Genomic DNA, 21,760 nt, shown 5'->3' with positions numbered 1-21,760 from the left:
GCCCGGCCGGCCGGCGCGCCGCCTACGCCGTCAGGGGCGGCAGCGGCCGTCCAGCGGGGTGGAGCCGTCGCGGCATTCGGTCAGCATGGGGGCCGCGGCCGGCGCGGGCGGCGCCACATGCCGTGCGTAGACGATCTTCTTGCGGCCCATCGCGCAGTTGCCGACGACGCGGCCGTCGGCCGGCTGCGCGGCGTCCAGCACCGTGACCGAGAAGCCGGCCACGCCGGCCGCGCGGATGCGTGCCTCGATGTCGCCGCGCAGGGCCTCGCAGTTGTCCTGGGCGAGGGCATTGCTGCCGGCCAGCAGCCAGGCCAGGGGGATCCACCAGGGTTTCATGCCGCGAGTGTCGCACCGCGCCGCCGCGTGCGCAGCAGCAGCGTCAGCGCGATGCCCATGTTCAGCAGGTTCCAGGCGATGCCGTTCAGGAAGGCCGCGCGGTAGCTGCCGGTCAGGTCGAACACCTTGCCCGACAGCCAGCCGCCCAGCGCCATGCCCAGCAGCGTGGCCATCAGCACCGTGCCCACGCGCGCGCCCGCCTCGGCCGGCGGAAAGTGCTCGCGCACGATGATCGCGTAGGACGGCACGATGCCGCCCTGGAACAGGCCGAACAGCGCCGACACCACGAACAGCGGCACCAGGCCGTCGGACGGCAGGAACATCAGCAGCGCCGCGCACTGCAGCACCGAGCCCAGCAGCAGGGTGCGCAGGCCGCCGATGCGGTCGCAGATCGCGCCCGAGATCAGCCGGCTGGCGATGCCGAAGCCCAGCATGACCGACAGCATCTGCGCGCCGCGCGCCGCGCCGTAGCCCAGGTCCGTGCAGTAGGCGACGATGTGGACCTGCGGCATGGCCATGGCCACGCAGCAGGCCGTGCCGGCCACGCACAGCAGGGCCTCGGCCATGCCCGGCGACAGGCCGAACGGCCGCGCTGCCGCCGCCGCGCCCGGCGCGGTGCCGCCCGGGGCGGCGGCCTGGACGGCCGGCGGGCGCTCGCGCAGCAGCAGCGCCAGCGCCGCCATCGTGACGCTGCAGAACAGCGCCATGCCCAGGTAGGTGTGGCGCCAGCCCACGGTCTCGACGAAATGCTGCGCGACCGGCGGCCACACCGTGCCGGCCAGGTAGTTGCCGCTGGCGCAGATGGCCACGGCCAGGCCGCGGCGCCGGACGAACCACAGCGAGGTGTCGGCCACCAGCGGCGCGAAGGCCGCGCCGCTGCCCAGCAGCCCGACCAGCACGCCCTGCACGGCCGCGTACACGAGGATGCTGCCCGACAGCGCCGAGGCCAGGTAGCCCAGGCCCAGGCTGGCGGCGCCCAGCAGCAGCGGCCACATCACGCCCCAGCGGTCGGCCAGCCGGCCCATCAGCACCCCGCCCAGGCCGAAGCCGAGCATCAGCAGCGTGTAGGGCAGCGCGGCGTCGGAGCGCGTGCTGCCGAACTCGGCCTGCACGGCCGGCAGCATGACGGACACCAGGTACATGCCGCTGCTGCCCACCGTCATCAGCAGCAGCGTGACGGCCAGGCGCATCCAGGCGTGGCGCGAATCGGCGGCATGCCGGTCCGGTGGTGGGGTCATGGGGGATGTCTCCTCGCGCCGCAGCGCGGCGGGAAGAATAGCAAGCTCGCCGCTCCCTCGGTTCCCTCCGCGGCGACCTGCGGACCGCGGGGGCGCTGGATGCCGGGCGCATGCCGCTCCGTCGCTACGCCCTCGAGCAGGCGGCAGCGGTCGGCCTGTTGCTCGGCGCGCGCGATGGGCCGTCGCTGCGGATCGCCTGGCGCTCGTCGGTCCAGAAACCAGTGCAGTCGGCTAGGCGCGTGCCAGGCGAAGTCCGCGGCGGGCGGCTCATCCTCCGAGGCGCTGCACGGTGGCGCGGCTCACCTGCACATCGTTCTGCCAGGTGGCATTGCGCGGGTCCAGTGCAGCCAGGCGCTCGTTGATGGCCAGGCTGCGCCTGGCCATCTCCAATGCATCGGCCCTGGAGCCTGCTTGTTCGAGCAGTCCGGCCATCAACGCGAGCGAGTACGACAGGTCGCGTTGCCACTGGGCATTGCCCGGGTCGGCCCGGGCCAGCCGCTCGGCCACGGCCAGCGCCGCCCGGTAGGCGCGTTCGGCGCCGGCCAGGTTGCCTTGTGCGCTCAGCACCTGGCCGATGTTGTCCTGGCTGACGCTCAGGTCGCGTTGCCATTGGGCATTGCCCGGGTCGGCCTGGGCCAGCCGTTCGGCCACGGCCAGCGCCGCCCGGTAGGCGCGTTCGGCGCCGGCCAGGTCGCCTTGTGCGCAGAGCACCTGGCCGATGTTGTCCTGGCTGACGCTCAGGTCGCGTTGCCATTCGGCATTGCGCGGGTCGGCCTGGGCCAGCCGCTCGCGCACGGCCAGCGCCGCCCGGTAGGCGCGTTCGGCGCCGGCCAGGTCGCCTTGTGCGCTCAGCACCCGGCCGATGTAGTTCTGGCTGATGCTCAGGTCGCGTTGCCATTCGGCATTGCCCGGGTCGGCCTGGGCCAGCCGTTCGGCCACGGCCAGCGCCGCCCGGTAGGCGCGTTCGGCGCCGGCCAGGTCGCCTTGCGCGCTCAGCACCTGGCCGATGTTGTCCTGGCTGACGCTCAGGTCGCGTTGCCATTCGGCATTGCGCGGGTCGGCCTGGGCCAGCCGCTCGCGCACGGCCAGCGCCGCCCGGTAGGCGTGTTCGGCGCCGGCCAGGTCGCCTTGCGCGCTCAGCACCTGGCCGATGTTGTCCTGGCTGACGCTCAGGTCGCGTTGCCATTCGGCATTGCCCGGGTCGGCCTGGGCCAGCCGCTCGCGCACGGCCAGCGCCGCCCGGTAGGCGCGTTCGGCGCCGGCCAGGTTGCCTTGTGCGCTGAGCACCTGGCCGATGTGGTTCTGGCTGACGCTCAGGTCGCGTTGCCATTGGGCATCGCCCGGGTCGGCCTGGGCCAGCCGTTCGGACACGGCCAGCGCCGCCCGATGGGCGCGTTCGGCGCCGGCCAGGTCGCCTTGTGCGCTGAGCACCTGGCCGATGTGGTTCTGGCTGACGCTTAGGTCGCGTTGCCATTGGGCATTGCCCGGGTCGGCCTGGGCCAGCCGCTCGCGCACGGCCAGCGCCGCCCGGTAGGCGCGTTCGGTGCCGGCCAGGTCGCCACGCAACCGGTAAAGATCGGCTCGGCGATGGGCGAGAACGCTCCATTCGCGTTCGACTTCCGGTTCTGATGTGCGCTCGGGTGGTACAGCCTCGAATCCGGCGGCCACCGCCGCCAGACCGGCTTCGACCTGCGCGGACCAGCCCAAGGCTTGCAGGCGATCGCACACCTCGTAGAGCAGCGGCATCAGCAGCGCCTCCCAGAGTTGCCGCCGCACGCCCGCCTTGAGCAGCGCGTCCGCATGCTCCAGGCATGCCGCAACCCGGCTGGCGTCGGCCGACACCGCCGCCTCCAACTCGGCTTGCACGACTTGCAGCAGCCAATCGGCCAGGGCGGCCGGCACCGGCTCCGGTGCGGGGCATCGCTCGCGCGCATGGCCATAGGCGAGGACATGGGCGAACTGCCAATGCGCCGATGGGCTTGCTTCGCTCACGTGCATCAGGCCGTGCTGCACCAGGCCGCGCAAACCGGCGCGCAGCACACTCTCCTTTTCTTGGCCCAGCGCAGCCGCAAACGCGGCCAGCGGCACCGGCGTCGGCGCCAGGCATCCGGCCACCGACAGCACGGCGCGCGCCGGCGCGTCCAGCCGGCTCACGCTGCGGTCGAACAGCCAGGCCAGCGTGCGCCGGCCTTCCATCGGGTCGGCCAGCGAGGGCAGCGGCCCGGCCCGCCATTCGCGCAACAGCCAGTGCGGGTCTTCGTCGCCTCGGGCCACCAATTTGCCGGCCCAGGTCAGGGCTAGCGGGTGGCCTTGCAACAGGTCCAGCAGGGGTTCGCGCAGGTCGGGCGGCAGCGGCCGGCCGGTCAGCTGGTCCAGCAACTCGGCGGCCTCGTCGTCGCCCAGGCGTTCCTGCAGCCAGACGCGGTGGGCCGGGTCCGCCTGCGTCAACAGGCGCGTGAGGATGAGCCAGCGGCAACCGGAGCCCAGCGGGCGCTGCAACTCCGGCAAGGCCGGGCGCCCTTCCAGGCCGTCGGCCTGTTCGGCGCCTTCGACGACGACGAGCAGGCGCTGGTCGCGCAAGGCCTGGGCGGCGCGGTCGGCGCCGGGCCGGTCGGGCAGGAAGTCGGCGCCCTTCACGCGGTTGGCCAGCGCGTGCCAGGCGGGCTCGGCCTGGCCCCGATGGACGTACAGATCCAGCAGGACGATGCCGTCCGGCCAGGGGCTGGTGACCAGGCGTTCACCGTCGTCGCCCACCACCTGCCGCAAGGCCGCCGCCGCCAGGGCCGTCTTGCCGAAGCCTGCGGCGCCGACCACGGCCGTGTTCCGCCCGGCACGCAGGCGGCCGGCCAGATCGGCCAGCGCCTCGGCACGGCCGACGAACCGGCCCGCGGCCGGCGGCAGATCGCAGGGTTTGGCTGGGCTGCCGGGGACGACGGCGAGCGCCTTGTGCAGTTCGATCGCCAGCCCTTCGACGCTGTCGAAGCCGATCTCGGCATGGCATTCCTGCGAGGCCAGCAGGGACCGGTGCAAGGCCTGCGACGCCCGGTCCGCCTCGCCCGGCGGCGTGTAGCGCGGCCCGCGTGGCGCACCGTCCCGCGGCGCCGCCACGATGATCCGCTTGCGGTGGTACAGCGCCAGCCAGGCCTCCCACTGCGTGTAGGACAGGGCGGGCCCGCCGGGGTGCAGGTAGGCCCGGAGCACGGGGAAACGCTCGCCGAAATCGGGGCACGCATCGCCCAGCGCCTGTACCGAACGCGGCTGCGCCGGCGCGCCTGGCAGGTCGCCGATCAGATGGACGACCACGTCGCAGGCCGCGACGTAGCCGGCAAGCTTGTCCAGCGTCGGCGTGCCCGCCGCGGCGAAGTCTTCCTGGATGACGACGGACCTGCCGCGCGTGGTCAGGTGCCGCTGCAGCGCTTCCCGGTAGGTCTCGAATTCCGCGCTGACGGCGGAGAGCAGGATCTGGACGGCGGCCATCGAAACACTCCTCGTGCCCTGGCTGTCGGGTGCGCGCCATTCTGCCGCCTGGGGCCGCGTCGGCGGCGGAGCTGCTGCCTGCCGGCCGGACCGAGCGCTGGTGGCATGCGAGCGGGCGTCCGGCGCGCGGCGTTGCCGCCCGGCCAAGGGCTCGCGCATTCCCGGGGCATGGCGTGCTAGATCAGGTTGCGCATCGCCTGCGCCGTCTCGCGCAGCACCGGCAGCACGCGGGCGACCGCGTCCTCGCTGCTCTCGTGGCCCATGGGCATGGTCACGTTCAGCGCGCCGACCAGGGTGCCGTGGCGGTCGCGCAGCGGTACGGCGATGCCGCGCGAGTTCAGGTCCAGCTGCTGCTCCGACAGCGCCCAGCCCTGGGCGCGGATGCGCGCGAACTCCAGCGCCATCCGCTCCTTGCTGGCGATGGTGTGCGAGGTGAACACCACCAGCTCGCGCGTGGCCAGCCAGTGCTCGGTCTCGTCCTGCGGGCGCAGCGCCAGCATCAGCAGGCCCGAGGCCGTCAGCTGCGCCGGCGCGCGCGCGCCCAGCACGTAGCCGGTGTTCATGCTGCGGTTGGGGCCGTTGCGGGCGATGAAGACCACCTCGTCGCCGTCCAGCACCGACAGGTAGGCGGTCTCGTGCGTGCCGGCCGCCACGCGCTGCAGGAAGGGCTGCACCACACGCGGCAGCCGGGCCGATTCCAGGTACGACTGGCCCAGCCGCAGCACCCGCGGCGTCAGCCAGAACAGCTTGCCGTCGCCGGCCACGTGGCCGATGTGCTGCAGCGTCAGCAGGTAGCGCCGCGCGGCCGTGCGCGTCATGCCGCAGCGCAGGCCGACCTCGCTGGCCGTCATGCGCGGATGCTCGCCGTCGAAGCACTCGATGATCGCCAGGCCGCGCTCCAGCCCGGCGATCCAGTCGCGCCGGTCCAGGGCGGCAGGGCCAGGGGGGAGGGTGGGCATCGGGGTCTGGTGGAAACCCTAGGACTGTTCGATTATCGAACCAAAATGATCGATGATCGAACAAGCGGCTTGTTCCCGGGCTGTGCCGATGCATGCCGCCCTTCTACATTGCGACCCACACGCACCATGCGTGTGCCCGTCGAACATCTTTTTGGAGACAAGCATGAGCAGTTCTGCCACGGCGTCCGAGCCGCAGGGCCGGCACCAGTCGAAGAAGGCCGCAGCCAGCGGCTGGATCGGCTCGGCGCTGGAGTATTACGACTTCTTCATCTACGCGACCGCCGCCTCGCTGATCTTTCCGCAGATCTTCTTTCCCAAGGGCGACCCGGCCATCGCCATCATCGCCTCGCTGGCCACCTACGGCGTGGGCTACGTGGCCCGGCCCATCGGCGCCTTCGTGCTGGGCCACCTGGGCGACACGCACGGGCGCAAGTCGGTGCTGATCTGGTGCATGTTCCTGATGGGCTTCTCGACCATCGCCGTGGGCCTGCTGCCCACCTACGACCAGATCGGCCTGTGGGCGCCGTTCCTGCTGGTGGTGTGCCGCCTGGTGCAGGGCTTCGCGGTGGCCGGCGAGATCTCCGGCGCCAGCTCGATGATCCTGGAGCACGCGCCGTTCGGCCGCCGCGGCTTCTTCGCCAGCTTCACGCTGCAGGGCGTGCAGGCCGGCCAGATCCTGGCCGCCGCGGTGTTCCTGCCGCTGGCCCACTACATGCCCGAGGAGGCCTTCAACAGCTGGGGCTGGCGCATCCCGTTCCTGCTGTCCTTCATCGTGATCGTGGCCGGCTGGATCATCCGCCGCGAAGTGGACGAGACGCCGGCCTTCACCGACAAGAGCGTGCAGACGCAGCGCGCGCGCTCGCCCATCGTCGACGCCTTCAAGTACTCCTGGAAGGACATGGTCCGCGTGGTGCTGATGGCGCTGATGAACGTGATCCCGGTGGTGGCCACGATCTTCGGCGCCGCCTACGCGGTGCAGCCAGCCTACGGCGTCGGCTTCGCCAAGGACGTGTACCTGTGGATCCCGGTGCTGGGCAACATCCTGGCCGTGGTGGTGATCCCGTACGTCGGCAACCTGTCCGACCGGATCGGCCGCAAGCCGCCGCTGATCGTCGGCTCGCTGCTGTCCGGGCTGCTGGCCTTCGGCTACCTGTACGCCATCAGCATCCACAACGTGACGCTGGCGGTGATCATGTCGCTGTTGATGTGGGGCGTGGTCTACCAGGGCTACAACGCCGTGTTCCCCAGCTTCTACCCCGAGCTGTTCCCCACGCGCACCCGCGTGTCGGCGATGGCCATCTCGCAGAACCTGGGCACGGCCGCCACGGCCATGCTGCCGGCGCTGTTCACCTTCGTGGCCCCGCCCGGCGCGCAGAACATCTGGCTGACCGTGGGCGCGCTGGCTTTCGGCATCACCGTGATCGCCGCGCTGGCCGCCGCCAGCGCCCGCGAGACCTTCCGCATCCACATGAGCGATCTCGGCCAGCCCGATGCCGTCCCGGTCCCGGCCGAGGAATACCATCGCCTGCGCGAGCAATCCCTGCGCGGCAACGCCGCCTGAACCACGATGAGCGACACGACCGTTCCCACGCCGCCGGTGCCCATGATCACCGGCAAGACCACGCTGATCGCGCACCTGGGCTACCCCACGGCCAGCTTCAAGGCGCCGATGATCTACAACCCCTGGTTCGCGCACCGCGGCATCGACGCGGTGGTCGTCCCGATGGGCGTGCAGGCCGAGGACTACGCCGTCTCGCTGCGCCAGATCATGCGCTTCTCGAACCTGCGGGGGGCGCTGGTCACGATGCCGCACAAGGTCGTGACGCTGGACATGGTGGACGAGGCCACGCCCACGGCCCGCATCGCCGGCGCCTGCAATGCCGTGCTCAAGCGGCCCGACGGTAGCCTGCTGGGCGACATGTTCGACGGCGCCGGCTTCGTGCGCGGCGTGCAGCGCAAGGGCCGCAGCTTCGCCGGTGCGCGGGTGCTGGTCTCCGGCGCCGGCGGCGTGGGCTCGGCCATCGCGGCCTCGATCGCCCAGGCCGGCGCGGCCGAGCTGGCGCTGTTCGACGCGCGCAGCGCCTCGGCCGAGGCGCTGGGCGAGCGCCTGCGCCAGCACTATCCGCAGCTGCAGGTGCGCACCGGCTCCAACGATCCGGCCGGCTACGACATCATCGTCAACGCCACGCCGCTGGGCATGAACGAAGGCGATCCGCTGCCGTTCGACGTGGCGCGCATCGCGCCGGACACCTTCGTCGGCGAGGTCGTCATGAAGACCGAGATCACGCCGCTGCTGCGCGCCGCGCTGGACAAGGGCTGCCAGATCCAGGTCGGCACCGACATGCTGTTCGAGCAGATCCCGGCCTACCTGGAGTTCTTCGGCTTCGGCACCACCACGGCCGAGGAGCTGCGGTCGGTCGCCACGCTGCAGTACTGACGCGCGGCCGGCGCGGCCATGAGCATCTTCGAGGACTACCTGTCGACGTCGGAGACGGTCGCCGTGTTCGGCGGCACCAGCGTCGTGGCCGCGATGCTGCGCTTCGAGGCGGCGCTGGCCCAGGCCCAGGCCGAGGAAGGCCTGGTCCCGGCGCCGGCGGCCCGCTCCATCATCGACACCTGCAAGGTCGAGCTGTTCGACGTCGGCAAGATCGTGCGCGAGAGCGGCCGCGCCGGCAGTGTGGCGATCCCGCTGCTCAAGGCGCTGCGCGAGGCCGTGGGCCTGTTCAATCCCGACGCGGTGGCCTTCACGCACCACGGCAGCACCAGCCAGGACGTCATCGACACCGCGCTGGCGCTGGTCACGCGCGACGCGCTGGCGCTGGTCGAGGCCGACCTGGACGCGGCCATCCGCGCCCTGCTGGCGCTGGCCGCGCGCCATGCGGACACGCCGATCCTGGCGCGCACGCTGATGCAGCCGGCCTCGGTCACCAGCTTCGGCCTCAAGTGCGTGGACTGGGCCGCGCCGCTGCTGCGGGCCCGCACGCGGCTGCGCGCGGCGGCGGCCCAGGCCCTGCAGCTGCAGCTGGGCGGCGGCGTGGGCACGCTGGCGCAGATGCAGGCCGGCGCCGATGCGGCGCGCATCGCCGCCGTGCGCGCGCGCATGGCGGCGGCGCTGGGCCTGCGCGACGGCGGCGCAGCCTGGCACACGCAGCGCGACGAATGGGTCGCGCTGGGCTGCGCGCTGGGGCTGCTGGCGGGCAGCCTGGGCAAGCTGGCGGCCGACCTGGCGCTGCTGGGCCAGCACGAGGTCGGCGAGGTCATGGAGCCGGCCGAGCCGGGCCGCGGCAGCTCCTCGGTCATGCCGCACAAGCGCAACCCGGTCGCCGCCATGGTGGCGCTGGCTGCGGCGCAGCGCGCGCCGCAGCGCGTGGCGGGCCTGCTGGCCGCGATGGTGCAGCAGCACGAGCGCGCGCTGGGCGGCTGGCAGGCTGAGCTGGCCGAGTGGCCGGCGCTGTGGATGGCCGTGCACGGCAGCGTGCGCGCGCTGGCGGTCGCGCTGCCGGGCCTGCGCGTGGACGCGGCCCGCATGCAGGCCAACATCGGCCGCGCGCGCGAGGGCCTGGCGCCCGAGGTGGCGCGCGAGTGGTTCGCGCCCGGCCTGGCCGCCGCCGCGGGCACGCTGGCGCGCCAGCGCCTGGCGGCGCTCGCTTCCCTATAATCCGCAGCCTTCCGAGGAGCGTTGCAGCGGTCCCCGCCATGGCGGAGCGGCCGCGAGGCTCGGATCCCCCTTCGCAACGACGCTCGCCCGCGGCTCCGTGCGGTGAGTGCTTCCCCCCAGGCCGTGGCTGTGATCAACCCGCCCTCCGACGAGGGAGCATGGAGCTTCGATGAACGCCCCCGCCTCTTCCCAGCAGCTGCTGCCCACCGACTGCGCGATCGCCGACCTGGCCCTGGCGGCCTGGGGCCGCAAGGAAATCGCGATCGCCGAGACCGAGATGCCCGGCCTGATGGCGATCCGCGACGAATACGCCCGGAGCAAGCCGCTCAAGGGCGCGCGCATCGCCGGCTCGCTGCACATGACGATCCAGACCGCCGTGCTGATCGAGACGCTGCAGGCGCTGGGCGCCGAGGTGCGCTGGGCCTCGTGCAACATCTTCTCGACGCAGGACCACGCCGCCGCCGCCATCGCCGCGGCCGGCACGCCGGTGTTCGCCGTCAAGGGCGAGTCGCTGAAGGACTACTGGGACTACACCCACCGCATCTTCGAGTTCGGCCCCAAGGGCAGCAAGGCCGAAGGCCCGAACATGATCCTGGACGACGGCGGCGACGCCACGCTGCTGATGCACCTGGGCGCGCGCGCCGAGCAGGACATCAAGGCGCTGGGCAAGGCCAAGAGCGAGGAGGAGAAGATCCTGCACGCCGCCATCAAGGCCCGGCTCAAGGACGACCCCACCTGGTACAGCCGCCGCCTGAAGAACATCATCGGCGTGACCGAGGAAACCACCACCGGCGTGCACCGCCTGCAGGAGATGTCGGCCAAGGGCACGCTGCAGATGCGCGCGATCAACGTCAACGACTCGGTGACCAAGAGCAAGTTCGACAACCTGTACGGCTGCCGCGAGTCGCTGGTGGACGGCATCAAGCGCGCGACCGACGTGATGGTCGCCGGCAAGGTCGCCGTGGTCTGCGGCTACGGCGACGTGGGCAAGGGCTCGGCCCAGGCGCTGCGGGCGCTGTCGGCCCAGGTCTGGGTGACCGAGGTCGACCCGATCAACGCGCTGCAGGCCGCCATGGAGGGCTACCGCGTCGTGACCATGGAGTACGCGGCCGACAAGGCCGACATCTTCGTGACCTGCACCGGCAACCGCGATGTGATCACCTTCGGGCACATGGCCGCGATGAAGGACCAGGCCATCGTCTGCAACATCGGCCACTTCGACAACGAGATCGACGTCGCCTCGCTGGAGAAGCACTGCCAGTGGGAGGAGATCAAGCCGCAGGTGGACCACGTGATCTTCCCCAGGCAGGGCAGGAAGGCCGCCAAGCGCATCATCCTGCTGGCCAAGGGCCGGCTGGTGAACCTGGGCTGCGCGACCGGCCACCCGAGCTACGTGATGTCGTCCAGCTTCGCGAACCAGACCATCGCGCAGATCGAGCTGTTCACCAAGTCCAAGGACTACGCGGTGGGCAAGGTCTACGTGCTGCCCAAGCACCTGGACGAGAAGGTCGCGCGGCTGCAGCTGTCCAAGCTGGGCGCCGAGCTGACCCGGCTGACCAAGGAGCAGGCCGCCTACATCGGCGTGCCGGTGAACGGGCCGTACAAGCCCGACACCTACCGCTACTGAGCGACGCAGGGCGATGCGCGCCGACCAGCTGCTGGTGGAGCGCGGCCGGGCCGCCTCGCGCGCGCAGGCGCAGCGGCTGATCGCGGCCGGCGTGCAGTGGCGGCTGCCGGAGGGCGCATGGCGGCGCGTGGCCAAGAACGGCGAGGAACTGCCGGCCGCGGCCGAGCTGCAGCTGGAGGACGACGCCGAGACGCGCTACGTCTCGCGCGGCGGCCTGAAGCTCGAAGCCGCGCTGCGCCTGGCCGGCGTGGACGCGCGGGGCCGGATCTGCCTGGACGTGGGCCAGTCCACCGGCGGCTTCACCGACTGCCTGCTGCAGCACGGCGCGGCGCGCGTGGTCGGCGTGGACGTGGGCCACGGCCAGCTGCACGGACGGCTGCGCGGCGACGTGCGCGTGACGGCGCTGGAGGGCGTGAACGCCCGCGCGCTGGCGGCCGCCGACCTGGGCGGTGCGCTGCCGGCCGGCGGCTTCGACCTGGTGGTCGGCGACCTGTCCTTCATCTCGCTGACGCTGGTGCTGCCGGCGCTGGCGCCGCTGCTGGCGGCCGGCGGCACGATGCTGCTGCTGGCCAAGCCGCAGTTCGAGCTGCAGCCCGGCCGCATCGGCAAGGGCGGCATCGTGCGCGATGCCGCCGCCTACGGCGAGGTGCAGGACAAGCTGCGCGCCTGCGCCGGTGCGCTGGGCCTGGCGGTCGCCGGCTGGTACGACAGCCCGATCCTGGGCGGCGATGGCAACCGCGAATTCCTGATGGTGTTGAGGACAACATGACAAGCGCGAACCCGCTCCCCGTGAGCTTTGAGTTCTTTCCGCCCAAGACGCCCGAGGGCGTCGCCAAGCTGCGCACGGTGCGCCAGGCGCTGTACGCGCGCCGGCCGCAGTTCTGCTCGGTGACCTACGGGGCCGGCGGCTCCACGCAGCAGGGCACCTTCGGCGCCGTGGCCGAGATCCTGGCCGAGGGCGTGGACGCGGCCTCGCACTTCTCGTGCATCGGCGCCACGCGCGAGAGCGTGCGCGCGCAGCTGGCCGAGCTGCGCGCCATGGGCGTCAGGCGCCTGGTGGCGCTGCGCGGCGACCTGCCCAGCGGCTACGGCGCCGGCGGCGCGTTCCAGTACGCCAGCGACCTGGTGGCCTTCATCCGCGCCGAGACCGGCGACGCCTTCCACATCGAGGTGGCGGCCTATCCCGAGGTGCACCCCCAGGCACGTTCGCCCGAGGCCGACTTCGCGGCCTTCGCGGCCAAGGCGCGCGCCGGCGCCGACGGCGCGATCACGCAGTACTTCTACAACGCCGACGCGTTCTTCCGCTTCCGCGACGAGTGCCAGCGCCAGGGGCTGGACCTGCCGATCGTGCCGGGCATCATGCCGATCACGAGCTCGACGCAGCTGATGCGCTTTTCCGACGCCTGCGGTGCCGAGATCCCGCGCTGGATCCGGCTGCGGCTGCAGGCCTTCGGCGACGACACGGCGGCGATCAAGGCCTTCGGGCTGGACGTGGTGGCCGGCCTGTGCGAGCGCCTGCGCGCCGGCGGCGCCCCGGCGCTGCACTTCTACACGATGAACCAGTCGGCCGCGACGCTGGCGCTGTGCGACCGGCTGGGCCTGTGATCGTCGCGTAGACGCGACACCGGGATTTGACCCAGCGCAAACCCGCTGCAGCCGCCCGGCACCGGCCGGCCGTGCTTGACCGGGCTCAAACGCGGCCGTGGTCCGCGCCTCTGTAATCGGCCATGGGACATCCCCACAGAGCAGACATCCAAGAGAGCAAGACCATGAAGAAGCAAGTGATCGCCGCCGCCGTGCTGGGCATGCTGGCGGCTGGCGCCGCCGTCGCGCAGACCGCGGCCCAGGGCCCGTGGCAGGTGCGCGCGCGCGCCGTCCATCTCGACAGTGCCAACCACGACAGCACCGGCCTCGGCCTGTCGGTCAACGACAAGTGGATCCCGGAAGTCGACATCAGCTACTTCTTCACGCCGAACATCGCGGCCGAGTTGATCCTGACCTACCCGCAGAAGCACGACCTGCGCGCCGGCGGCGCCACGATCGGCACGCTGCGCCACCTGCCGCCTACGCTGACGGCGCAGTACCACTTCAACCCGACCGGCCAGATCCGCCCCTACGTGGGCGCCGGCATCAACTACACGCGCTTCAGCTCGGTGCACCTGCCGGCCGGCGTGAGCATCGACAAGAACAGCTTCGGCGGCGCGCTGCAGGTGGGCGTGGACATCCCGCTGCCGTACAAGGGCCTGTCGCTGAACATCGACGTGAAGAAGGTCTGGATCGGCACCGACGTGAAGGCCGCCGGCCAGAAGATCGGCAGCTTCGACGTCGATCCGGTGCTGATCGGCGTCGGCCTGGGCTACCGGTTCTGACCGATCCCCAGGGCCTGGGCCACGGCCCGGGCCTGGCGGTCCAGCCGGCGCGAGGCCGGCTGCAGCCGCGCCTGCTGCTGCAACAGGTGCTGGGCCTCGGCGAGCTGGCCGCTTCGGGCCAGCGCATCGAGGTACAGCTGCTGGAACAGGTCGCGCTGCGCATGGCTGCCGCCGATCTCGCGCAGGCGCGGCAGCGCCAGGGCCAGGGTCCGCGCGGCCGTGGCGTGGTCGCCACGCGCATGCGCCAGCAGGCCTTGCGCGGCCGGTAGCGCGACGCTGCGCCAGGCCTCCTGCGGCGCCTGTTGCGCATGGCGGGCGAGATCGGCCAGCAGCACGTCCGCCTCGGGCCGGCCGGCGCGTGCCAGGCCGTAGAGATAGTGCAGGTCCAGGAACGCCAGCACGTGGTCGGCCACGCGCGGCGCCAGCCAGGGCGCCAGTTCCTGCCAGCGCGGGCCCACGCCGGCGCCGGCCAGTTCCAGCCGGGCCAGCAGCGAGACGGCGTTGACCTGGTCCTGCGAATACGTCTTCAGCACGCCCCAGACGCGTGTGTCGTACAGCCGCAGCGCCGCCCCGGCGTCGTCCAGTTCCAGCGCGAACAGCGCGGCATGCCACCAGTTGTGCGTCAGCATGAAGGAGTTCAGCCCGTCCCAGTGCGGCGCCATCGCCTGCAGGAACTGCCAGCCTTCCCGCAGCCGGCCCTCGGTCAGCATCACGTGTGCGAGCGCATGGTGCGCCCAGGGCTCGCCCGGCTCGCCGCGCAGGGCCTGCTGCGCGGCGGCCTCGGCCTCGCGCAGGAAATGGCACTGCTCCCAGCCGAAGGCCAGCATGCCGTGCAGCTGCGGCACGTCGCCCGCGGCCGGCAGCACCTGCCGGGCCAGGCGCAGCATGCCCGGCGCGTCGCCACGGTTGAACAGGTGGTACTGGCCGAGCTTGACCGACACCAGGTCGCGCGGATGCTCGGCGGCCTGCTCCTCGTGCAGCGCGATCGCGCGCGGGATGTCGCCGGCGACCCAGGCCGCGACGGCTGCGGCGAAGCGCTGCTCGCGCGGCGTGGCGGCCGGCGCCGCGGCCAAGGCGCGCTGCACGTGCGGCAGCGCCCTGGCCGGCGCATCGGGCGTCTCGGCGAACATCTGCAGTGCGGCGGCCGCGGCCTGCACGATGGCCGAGCCGTCGGCCGGGGCGATCTCCAGCAGCCGCACCGCGCGCGGCTCGTAGCGCAGCAGGCCCTGCGCGAAGTCGTCCAGGAAGGCGAGGCTGGACGCGTCGTGCAGCGTGGCCGGGTTGCCCAGGCTGTCGCGGATCACGGCTCCGGCCAGGGCGGCTGCGGCCCGCGCAGCTGCTCGAAGGCATGCGCGACCTGCAGCACGCCCAGGTCGTCGAAGCGCTGGCCGGCGATCTGCAGGCCGATCGGCAGGCCGCCGGCCGTGCGGCCGCAGTCGATCGAGGCGGCCGGCTGCTCGGACATGTTGAACGGCACCGTGAACGCGATGTGCTCCAGCGCGCGCAGCGGGTCGTTGGTCGGCGAGGCCCATTCGGCCGGCGGCGCCGGCACCGGCGAGACCGGCGACAGCACGTAGTCGAAGCCGCGGCAGGCCGCCACCGTGGCCACGCGCGTGGCGTGGTACTGCGCCATGGCCCGGTAGGTGGCGATGCCGTCCATGCCGGCCACGCTGTCGGTCCAGGCGCGGATGTAGGGCAGCACGGCGGCCTTGCGCGCGGGCGGCAGCGCCAGCAGGTCCACGTGGCTGCGCATGCGCCAGCCGCGGTCCATGCCGTCCAGCATGGCCGCCGTCAGGAACGGCGCCATGGGCTCGACGATGGCGCCGGCCTGCTCGAACAGCCGGGTCGCGCGCGCGACGGCGGCGCGCACCTCGGGCTCGACCGGCAGGCCGCAGCCGGCGTCCAGCAGCAGCCCGAGGCGCAGGCCGCGCAGGCGCTCGGCGCCGCGGTCGTACCGGTCCCAGGCGATGTCCTGCGCCGGCAGGCCCATGCTGTCGCGCGCGTCGGGCTGCGCCAGCACCTGCATCATCAGCGCGGCGTCGGCCACGCTGCGCGTCATCGGGCCGGCGGCGCGGCCGGTATAGGGCGGGTCGATCGGGATGCGGCCCAGGCTGGGCTTCAGGCCGAAGACGCCGCACCAGCCGGCCGGCAGGCGGATCGACCCGCCGATGTCGGTGCCGACGTGCAGCGGCCCGTAGCCGGCCGCCGCGGCCGCGCCGGCGCCGGCGCTGGAGCCGCCGGGCGTGCGCGACAGGTCCCAGGGATTGCGCGCGAGCCGGTGGAAGCTCGACAGCCCGGAGGACAGCATGCCGTAGTCCGGCATGGTGGTCTTGGCCAGGACCACGGCGCCGGCCTCGCGCAGCCGCGCGGCCGGCGGCGCATCGGCCGCGGCCGGCTCCAGCACCGTGGCGGCGGTGCCCAGCGGCACCGGGTCGCCGCGCGTGGCGATGTTCTCCTTGAGGGTCGCCGGCACGCCGTCGACCGGGCCGAGCGGCGCGCCGCGCTGCCAGCGCTGCTCCGACGCGCGGGCCTGCTCCAGCGCCCGTTCGGGCTGCAGCAGCCAGGTCGCGTCCAGGCGCGGCTCCCAGCGCGCGACGTGGTCCAGCACCGATTGCGCGACCTCCACCGGCGAAAGCTCGCGCCGGCGGTAGGCCGCGACCAGTTCCCGGGCCGACAAGTCGTGCAGCGCTCGCATTTCAGTGTTCCACGGCGCTGGCGCGCCACCCGCAGCGCATGGAACCGGGCCGCGCGCCGCGGTTCGAACGGCCGCGGAGCAGGCCCTGCCGGCGCACGCCGCGGGCCGGCCTGGCCGGGCGGCAGGCGTGCCGTGCAGGCCGCGGTTGCTCCTGAGGCGCCGCCCCGTCGGGCCGTCCAGGCCTGCGCGGGCAGGCTCGGAGCCGCGGCGCCTCGCTTCCTCGAGGGGGTTGGCGCAGCGCGCAGTGCGCAGACCGGGGGTGTTTCATGTCAAGCCCAGTGCAGGGCGCCCAGGTCGTTCGCGAAGATCGGCAGCGCCGTCCACAGCCCGCGCACGTTGCGCTTGGCGATCGTGGGGAACTGCGGCTGGTACAGGAAGCCGTTGGCCGCGTCCGTGGCCAGCAGGCGCTGCGCCTCGCCGAGCAGCTTGTTGCGCTCGGCCAGGTTGCCGGTGTTCATGATCCGGTCGTACAGGGCCTTGAATTCCTTGGAGTCGTAGCCCCAGTAGTACTCGGGCTTGGCGTAGTTGCCCAGGTCGAAGGGCTCGACGTGCGAGACGATGGACAGGTCGTAGTTGAAGCCGCCGCCGTAGGTGCCCGACAGCCACTGCGCCCATTCCACGTTCTGCGTCTTCACCTGGATGCCGATCTTGGCGAGCTGGGCCGTGATGACCTCGCCGCCCTGGCGCGCGTAGGGCGGCGGCGGCAGCGTCATGGTCAGCTCCAGCGGCGTCTTCACGCCGGCTTCCTGCATGAGCCGGCGCGCCTTGTCCAGGTCGAACGGGTTGATGCCGGTCGTGTCCACGTAGCCCGGCGCGTCGGGCACGTAGTGGCTGCCGATCGGCGTGCCGAAGCCGTCGGCGGCGCCGTCGATCACGGCCTTGCGGTCGATCGCGGCCAGGATGGCGCGGCGCACGCGCACGTCGTTCAGCGGCGCGCGGCGGTGGTTCATGGCCAGGATGGTCTTGGCGCGCGAGCCGGCCAGGATGGTCTGGAACTGCGGGTTGCCCTTGAACTGCGCGACCACGCGCGTGGCGATGCGCGGGAACGCGTCCACGTCGCCGGCCAGCAGCGAGGCGGCCTGCGCGGCCGGGTCGGAGATGAAGCGAAAGCCGATGCGCGAGAGCTTCGCGGCGGCCGGGTTGCGGTAGCCGGCCCACTTGCGCAGCCACAGCGAGGCGCCCTTGCTGTAGCTTTCCAGCTGGTACGGGCCGGTGCCCACGGGCCGCGTGGCGTTGGTGTCCACGCTCTTGGGCTCGACGATGATGGCCGTGGCCTGGCCCAGCGCGAACGGCAGGTCCGGGTCGATCTCCTTGTTCAGCAGCACGACGGTGTGCTCGTCCACGACCTGCACGCCGAGGTTCGCGAACTGGCGCTTGTCCTTGTTCGTGCTCTTGTCGCCGCCGGCGCGCTCGAACGCGAACTTGACGGTCTGCGCGTTGAACGGCTCGCCGTTGTGGAACTTGACGTCCTTGCGCAGCCGGAAGGTGTAGGTCTTCAGGTCGGGCGAGACGTCCCAGCCCTCGGCCAGCAGCGGCACCACGCGGCCGTCGGGCTGGATCTTGGTCAGGGTCTCGTAGATGCTGTAGAGCGTGACCTCGGCGATCGAGGCGGCGGCGCTGGTGGTCGGGTCCAGCCCGGCGGGCTCCAGCGTCATGCCCAGCACCATGGCGTCCTTGCGGGACTGGGCGCCGGCCGGCAGCGCGGCGGCGAGGGCGGTGGCGCTGCTGGCGGCCAGCACGGTACGGCGGTTCAGCATGGGGAGGCTCCCTGGAAAGGTCGGAGAAAACGGGACGGCCGGAACATACCTCAAACCGGCGGCGGCGCGGCGTGCGGCACGGCGGCCAGCAGGGCCTGGGTGTAGGGGTGCTCCGTGTGGCGGAACAGCCGCTGCGGCGCGCCGCGCTCGACGATGCGGCCGCGGTGCATCACGCAGACCTCGTCGCACAGGTGCCGCACCACGGCGAGGTCGTGGCTGATCAGCAGGTAGCCCACGCCGTAGCGCTCGCGCAGGTCCTGCATCAGGTTCAGCACCTGGGCCTGGACCGACACGTCCAGCGCGCTGACCGGCTCGTCGGCCACGATCAGCCGGGGCCGCGTGACCAGCGCGCGTGCGATCGCGATGCGTTGGCGCTGGCCGCCGGAGAACTCGTGCGGGTACTTGTCCAGGTCGCTCGTGCGCAGGCCGACGGCGGCCAGCGTCTTGGCGGCGCGCTCGCGCTGCTCGGTGGCGCCGGCGCCGGCCAGCGCCGCCAGCGGCTCGGCGACGATGCGGGCCACGGTCTGGCGCGGGTCCAGCGAGCCGTAGGGGTCCTGGAACACCATCTGGAAGTCGCGCCGCGCCGCTTTCAGCGCGGCCGCGTCCAGGCGGTGCAGGTCGCGGCCGAGCAGGTGCACGCTGCCCGCGGTTGGCCGGTCCAGCGCCATGACCAGCCGCGCCAGCGTGGACTTGCCCGAGCCCGACTCGCCGACGATGCCCAGGCTGCCCCCGGCCGGCAGCGCGAAGCTCACGCCGTCCAGCGCCCGCACCACCGGCCGCGGGCCGAACAGGCGCTCGCGCGGCAGCGCGTAGTGGCGCACCAGGTCCTGCACCTGCAGCAGCGCAGTCATGCCGCCACCCCGGCGATCTCGTCCAGCCGGATGCAGCGCGCCGCATGGCCGTCCGGCAGCCGCACGGGCGGCGGCACCGCCGCGCTGCAGGCCGGCACCGTGTGCGGGCAGCGGCCGGCGAACGGGCAGCCGGGCGGCAGGTCCGCGAGCTCGGGCACGCTGCCGGGGATGGTGGCCAGCCGCTGGCCGGGCGGCGCGTCCAGCGCCGGCCGCGCCGCGAACAGGCCGCGGGTGTAGGGGTGCAGCCGGCGGCCGAACACGCCGGCCGTGGCGCCGCTCTCGACCACGGTGCCGCCGTACATGACCAGCATGCGCGCGGCGCTGCGCGCGATCACGCCCAGGTCGTGCGAGATCAGGACCAGCGCCATGCCGCGCTCGGCCACCAGCCCGGCCAGCAGGTCGAGGATCTGCTTCTGGATCGTCACGTCCAGCGCGGTGGTGGGTTCGTCGGCGATCAGGAGGTCCGGCCCGCAGGCCAGCGCCATCGCGATCATGATGCGCTGGCGCTGGCCGCCGGAGAACTGGTGCGGGTAGGCGTCGAGCCGCTGCGCGGCGTCGGGGATGCCCACGCGCTGCAGCAGCGCCAGCGCCTCGCGCCGCGCCTCGGCCTTCGACAGGCCGCGGTGCAGCCGCAGCGGCTCGGCCACCTGGCGCGCCACCGTGTGCACCGGGTTCAGCGCCGTCATCGGCTCCTGGAAGATCATGCCGATGCGGTTGCCGCGGATGCCGCACAGCGCGCGCTCGGGCAGGCCGACCAGCTCCCGGCCGTCCAGGCGGATGCTGCCCGACACGTGCGCGCTGGCCGGCAGCAGGCCCATCAGCGCCATCACGGTGACGGATTTGCCGCAGCCGGATTCGCCGACGATGCCCAGCGTCTCGCCGCGCGCGAGGTCGAAGGAGACGCCGCGCACCGCTTCGGCCGGGCCGCGCGGCGTCTGCAGGCGCACGCGCAGGTCGCGCACCTGCAGCAGCGGGGCGTGCACAAGGGGGGCCGTCATCTCGTTCCCGCCAGGCGCGGGTCCAGCAGGTCGCGCAGCCCGTCGCCGAGCAGGTTCAGCCCGAGCACCGCCAGCGCGATCGCCATGCCGGGGAAGACGGCCAGCAAGGGCTGCTGGAACATCAGCGTCTGCGCCTCGCTCAGCATGCGCCCCCAGGACGGCTGCGGCGGCTGCGTGCCCAGGCCCAGGTACGATAGCGCGGCCTCGGCCAGGATCGCGACCGCGAAGCGGATCGTGCTCTGCACGATCAGCGCGGCCGAGATGTTGGGCAGCACGTGCTGCAGCGTGATCGCCAGGGCGCCCTTGCCGCAGGCGCGCGCGGCCGTCACGTACTCGCGCGCCCAGACCGCGTTGGCCGAGCCGCGCGCGATGCGCGCGAACATCGGGATGTTGTAGATGCCGATGGCGACGATGGCGTTCGTGATGCCGGGCCCGAACACGGCCGTCAGCATGATGGCCGACAGGATGGCCGGAAACGCCAGCGAGAAGTCGGCCAGCCGCATCACGGTTTCCTCGACCCAGCCGCGCCGCGCGGCCGCCAGCAGGCCGAGGGCGGTGCCGGCGACGAGGCCGATGCCGACCGCGATCACGCCGACCAGGATGGACGCGCGCGCGCCGACCAGCAGCAGCGAGGCCACGTCGCGCCCGAACGCGTCCGTGCCCAGCCAGTGTTGCGCGCTGGGGCCCTGCAGCTTGCCGGCCATGTCCATCTCCAGCGGCGGCCAGGGCGTCCACAGGTAGGAGAGCAGGGCGGCGGCGACCAGCAGCGCCGTCAGCGCGGCGCCGAGCACGAAGCTGGGGTGGCGCCGCGCGCGCGGCCACAGGCCCGGCGGCGTCATACGTCGCTGGCCTTCAGCCGCGGGTCGATCACGGCGTACAGCAGGTCCACGACGAAGTTCACCAGCACCACCATGGCCGCCAGCAGCATCACGCAGTTGCGCACGACGACCAGGTCGCGGTTGGCGATCGACTGGAAGATCAGCCGGCCCAGGCCCGGCAGGTAGAACACGTTCTCGACCACGATGGTGCCGGCCATCAGCTCGGCGAACTGCATGCCCATCACGGTGACGACCGGGATCAGCGCGTTGCGCAGCACGTGGCGCCACAGCACGGTGTGCTGCCCCAGGCCCTTGGCGCGGGCCGTGCGCACGAAGTCCTCGCGCATGACCTCCAGCACCGCCGAGCGCGTGATGCGCGCCAGGATCGCGGCCTGCACCACGGCCAGCGACAGCGCCGGCAGGGCCAGCGCCTTCAGGCCCTGCAGCAGCCCGTCCAGCCCTTCGCCCCAGCCGTCGAAGCCGCCGGCCGAGAACCACTGCAGCTTCACCGAGAACAGCAGGATCAGCAGGATCGCGAACCAGAAGTTCGGGATCGCGATGCCGACCTGCGCCAGCCCCATCAGGCCCACGTCGCCGAGCCGGTTGTGGCGCGCCGCGGCCGCCACGCCGACGGCGAGCGCCAGCGCGGTCGTCAGCAGCATGGCCAGCACCGCCAGCGGCACGGTCAGCGCCAGGCGCTCGAGGATCAGGTCCAGCACCGGCGAGCCGTAGGCGTAGCTGTCGCCCAGGTCGCCGCGCGCCAGGCCGGCGATCCAGTGCCCGTAGCGCGTCCAGGCCGGCTGGTCCAGGCCCAGCCGGGCGGCCAGTTCGGCCACGGCCTCGGGCGCGGCGTCCGGGCCCAGCAGCATCTGCGCGGCGTTGCCGGGCAGGATGTCCAGCACCAGGAACACGATGACCGAGGTGCCGGCCAGCGTGGCCAGCAGCGTGGCGAGGCGCTTGGCCAGGAACAGGCTCAT

18 protein-coding genes and 1 riboswitch are annotated in these 21,760 nt (G+C 72.7%); of the genes, 7 read left to right on the top strand and 11 right to left on the bottom strand.

The window, feature by feature from the left end:
• Positions 1–30: 30 nt before the first annotated feature.
• The 4 genes from QM782_RS04965 to QM782_RS04950 form a co-directional block, all read right to left on the bottom strand.
• Positions 31–336: a DUF1161 domain-containing protein gene (locus QM782_RS04965; protein ID WP_415201812.1), complete on the bottom strand. Its 306-nt coding sequence runs from the start codon at positions 334–336 to the stop codon at positions 31–33.
• Positions 333–1,574, bottom strand: coding sequence for an MFS transporter (locus QM782_RS04960; RefSeq protein ID WP_415201811.1), 1,242 nt, complete (start codon positions 1,572–1,574; stop codon positions 333–335). Before QM782_RS04960 ends, QM782_RS04965 begins: the two co-directional genes overlap by 4 nt.
• Before the next feature lie 267 nt (positions 1,575–1,841).
• A complete protein-coding gene (locus QM782_RS04955) occupies positions 1,842–5,051 on the bottom strand; it encodes a tetratricopeptide repeat protein (protein WP_415201810.1) in 3,210 nt (1,069 codons plus the stop codon).
• A gap of 176 nt (positions 5,052–5,227) precedes the next feature.
• Positions 5,228–6,010 (bottom strand): IclR family transcriptional regulator C-terminal domain-containing protein, encoded by a 783-nt coding sequence (locus tag QM782_RS04950; RefSeq protein WP_415201809.1) that lies wholly within the window; start codon positions 6,008–6,010, stop codon positions 5,228–5,230.
• Between the two features lie 163 nt (positions 6,011–6,173).
• Here QM782_RS04950 and QM782_RS04945 point away from each other — a divergent pair, with 163 nt between their 5' ends.
• The 7 genes from QM782_RS04945 (at position 6,174) to QM782_RS04915 (ending at position 13,664) form a co-directional block, all read left to right on the top strand.
• Positions 6,174–7,571 (top strand): MFS transporter, encoded by a 1,398-nt coding sequence (locus QM782_RS04945; protein WP_415201808.1) that lies wholly within the window; start codon positions 6,174–6,176, stop codon positions 7,569–7,571.
• 42 nt (positions 7,572–7,613) lie between these two features.
• Entirely contained in the window at positions 7,614–8,447 is an 834-nt protein-coding gene (locus QM782_RS04940) for a shikimate dehydrogenase family protein (RefSeq protein ID WP_415205591.1), read from the top strand.
• 18 nt (positions 8,448–8,465) lie between these two features.
• The gene (locus tag QM782_RS04935; protein WP_415201807.1) at positions 8,466–9,668 is read left to right on the top strand and encodes a lyase family protein; all 1,203 of its coding nucleotides are present in this window, start codon (positions 8,466–8,468) and stop codon (positions 9,666–9,668) included.
• A gap of 7 nt (positions 9,669–9,675) precedes the next feature.
• A riboswitch (S-adenosyl-L-homocysteine riboswitch) is annotated at positions 9,676–9,760 on the top strand.
• Positions 9,761–9,837: 77 nt separating this feature from the next.
• Positions 9,838–11,295 carry an adenosylhomocysteinase gene (gene ahcY / locus QM782_RS04930; protein ID WP_415201806.1) on the top strand — a complete coding sequence of 486 codons (1,458 nt, stop codon included), beginning with the start codon at positions 9,838–9,840 and terminating at the stop codon, positions 11,293–11,295.
• Between the two features lie 13 nt (positions 11,296–11,308).
• A complete protein-coding gene (locus QM782_RS04925) occupies positions 11,309–12,064 on the top strand; it encodes a TlyA family RNA methyltransferase (RefSeq protein ID WP_415201805.1) in 756 nt (251 codons plus the stop codon).
• Positions 12,061–12,900 (top strand): methylenetetrahydrofolate reductase [NAD(P)H], encoded by an 840-nt coding sequence (metF, locus tag QM782_RS04920; protein WP_415201804.1) that lies wholly within the window; start codon positions 12,061–12,063, stop codon positions 12,898–12,900. The genes QM782_RS04925 and metF overlap by 4 nt, the downstream gene beginning before the upstream one ends.
• Before the next feature lie 164 nt (positions 12,901–13,064).
• Entirely contained in the window at positions 13,065–13,664 is a 600-nt protein-coding gene (locus QM782_RS04915) for an OmpW/AlkL family protein (RefSeq protein ID WP_415201803.1), read from the top strand.
• On the opposite strand, the gene QM782_RS04910 is transcribed toward QM782_RS04915, so the two are convergent.
• The 7 genes from QM782_RS04910 to QM782_RS04880 all read right to left on the bottom strand — a co-directional run bounded on the left by QM782_RS04910 (position 13,652) and on the right by QM782_RS04880 (position 21,760).
• Positions 13,652–14,968 (bottom strand): tetratricopeptide repeat protein, encoded by a 1,317-nt coding sequence (locus QM782_RS04910; protein WP_415201802.1) that lies wholly within the window; start codon positions 14,966–14,968, stop codon positions 13,652–13,654. The genes QM782_RS04915 and QM782_RS04910 overlap by 13 nt on opposite strands.
• Positions 14,965–16,359: an amidase gene (locus QM782_RS04905; protein ID WP_415201801.1), complete on the bottom strand. Its 1,395-nt coding sequence runs from the start codon at positions 16,357–16,359 to the stop codon at positions 14,965–14,967. The genes QM782_RS04910 and QM782_RS04905 overlap by 4 nt, the downstream gene beginning before the upstream one ends.
• A gap of 269 nt (positions 16,360–16,628) precedes the next feature.
• Complete coding sequence (locus tag QM782_RS04900; RefSeq protein WP_415201800.1) at positions 16,629–18,116, bottom strand: ABC transporter substrate-binding protein; 1,488 nt, start codon at positions 18,114–18,116, stop codon at positions 16,629–16,631.
• 50 nt (positions 18,117–18,166) lie between these two features.
• Entirely contained in the window at positions 18,167–18,967 is an 801-nt protein-coding gene (locus QM782_RS04895) for an ATP-binding cassette domain-containing protein (protein WP_415201799.1), read from the bottom strand.
• Positions 18,964–19,965: an ABC transporter ATP-binding protein gene (locus tag QM782_RS04890; RefSeq protein WP_415201798.1), complete on the bottom strand. Its 1,002-nt coding sequence runs from the start codon at positions 19,963–19,965 to the stop codon at positions 18,964–18,966. The genes QM782_RS04895 and QM782_RS04890 overlap by 4 nt, the downstream gene beginning before the upstream one ends.
• A complete protein-coding gene (locus QM782_RS04885; RefSeq protein ID WP_415201797.1) occupies positions 19,962–20,804 on the bottom strand; it encodes an ABC transporter permease in 843 nt (280 codons plus the stop codon). Before QM782_RS04885 ends, QM782_RS04890 begins: the two co-directional genes overlap by 4 nt.
• The gene (locus QM782_RS04880; protein ID WP_415201796.1) at positions 20,801–21,760 is read right to left on the bottom strand and encodes an ABC transporter permease; all 960 of its coding nucleotides are present in this window, start codon (positions 21,758–21,760) and stop codon (positions 20,801–20,803) included. Before QM782_RS04880 ends, QM782_RS04885 begins: the two co-directional genes overlap by 4 nt.

The sequence above is a fragment of the Pseudorhodoferax sp. genome (assembly GCF_047601025.1).
Classification (GTDB): domain Bacteria; phylum Pseudomonadota; class Gammaproteobacteria; order Burkholderiales; family Burkholderiaceae_C; genus Pseudorhodoferax.
The sequence above is the reverse complement of the archived record's forward strand: the minus strand, read 5'-3'. Positions and strand labels throughout refer to the sequence as shown.

Excerpts from the sequence above, each read along its gene's own strand:
- QM782_RS04965 (WP_415201812.1), bottom strand. The coding sequence starts at position 336 with ATGAAACCCTGGTGGATCCCCCTGGCCTGGCTGCTGGCCGGCAGCAAT.
- QM782_RS04960 (WP_415201811.1), bottom strand. The coding sequence starts at position 1,574 with ATGACCCCACCACCGGACCGGCATGCCGCCGATTCGCGCCACGCCTGG.
- QM782_RS04955 (WP_415201810.1), bottom strand. The coding sequence starts at position 5,051 with ATGGCCGCCGTCCAGATCCTGCTCTCCGCCGTCAGCGCGGAATTCGAG.
- QM782_RS04950 (WP_415201809.1), bottom strand. The coding sequence starts at position 6,010 with ATGCCCACCCTCCCCCCTGGCCCTGCCGCCCTGGACCGGCGCGACTGG.
- QM782_RS04945 (WP_415201808.1), top strand. The coding sequence starts at position 6,174 with ATGAGCAGTTCTGCCACGGCGTCCGAGCCGCAGGGCCGGCACCAGTCG.
- QM782_RS04940 (WP_415205591.1), top strand. The coding sequence starts at position 7,614 with ATGATCACCGGCAAGACCACGCTGATCGCGCACCTGGGCTACCCCACG.
- QM782_RS04935 (WP_415201807.1), top strand. The coding sequence starts at position 8,466 with ATGAGCATCTTCGAGGACTACCTGTCGACGTCGGAGACGGTCGCCGTG.
- ahcY (WP_415201806.1), top strand. The coding sequence starts at position 9,838 with ATGAACGCCCCCGCCTCTTCCCAGCAGCTGCTGCCCACCGACTGCGCG.
- QM782_RS04925 (WP_415201805.1), top strand. The coding sequence starts at position 11,309 with ATGCGCGCCGACCAGCTGCTGGTGGAGCGCGGCCGGGCCGCCTCGCGC.
- metF (WP_415201804.1), top strand. The coding sequence starts at position 12,061 with ATGACAAGCGCGAACCCGCTCCCCGTGAGCTTTGAGTTCTTTCCGCCC.
- QM782_RS04915 (WP_415201803.1), top strand. The coding sequence starts at position 13,065 with ATGAAGAAGCAAGTGATCGCCGCCGCCGTGCTGGGCATGCTGGCGGCT.
- QM782_RS04905 (WP_415201801.1), bottom strand. The coding sequence starts at position 16,359 with ATGCGAGCGCTGCACGACTTGTCGGCCCGGGAACTGGTCGCGGCCTAC.
- QM782_RS04900 (WP_415201800.1), bottom strand. The coding sequence starts at position 18,116 with ATGCTGAACCGCCGTACCGTGCTGGCCGCCAGCAGCGCCACCGCCCTC.
- QM782_RS04895 (WP_415201799.1), bottom strand. The coding sequence starts at position 18,967 with ATGACTGCGCTGCTGCAGGTGCAGGACCTGGTGCGCCACTACGCGCTG.
- QM782_RS04890 (WP_415201798.1), bottom strand. The coding sequence starts at position 19,965 with ATGACGGCCCCCCTTGTGCACGCCCCGCTGCTGCAGGTGCGCGACCTG.
- QM782_RS04885 (WP_415201797.1), bottom strand. The coding sequence starts at position 20,804 with ATGACGCCGCCGGGCCTGTGGCCGCGCGCGCGGCGCCACCCCAGCTTC.
- QM782_RS04880 (WP_415201796.1), bottom strand. The coding sequence starts at position 21,760 with ATGAGCCTGTTCCTGGCCAAGCGCCTCGCCACGCTGCTGGCCACGCTG.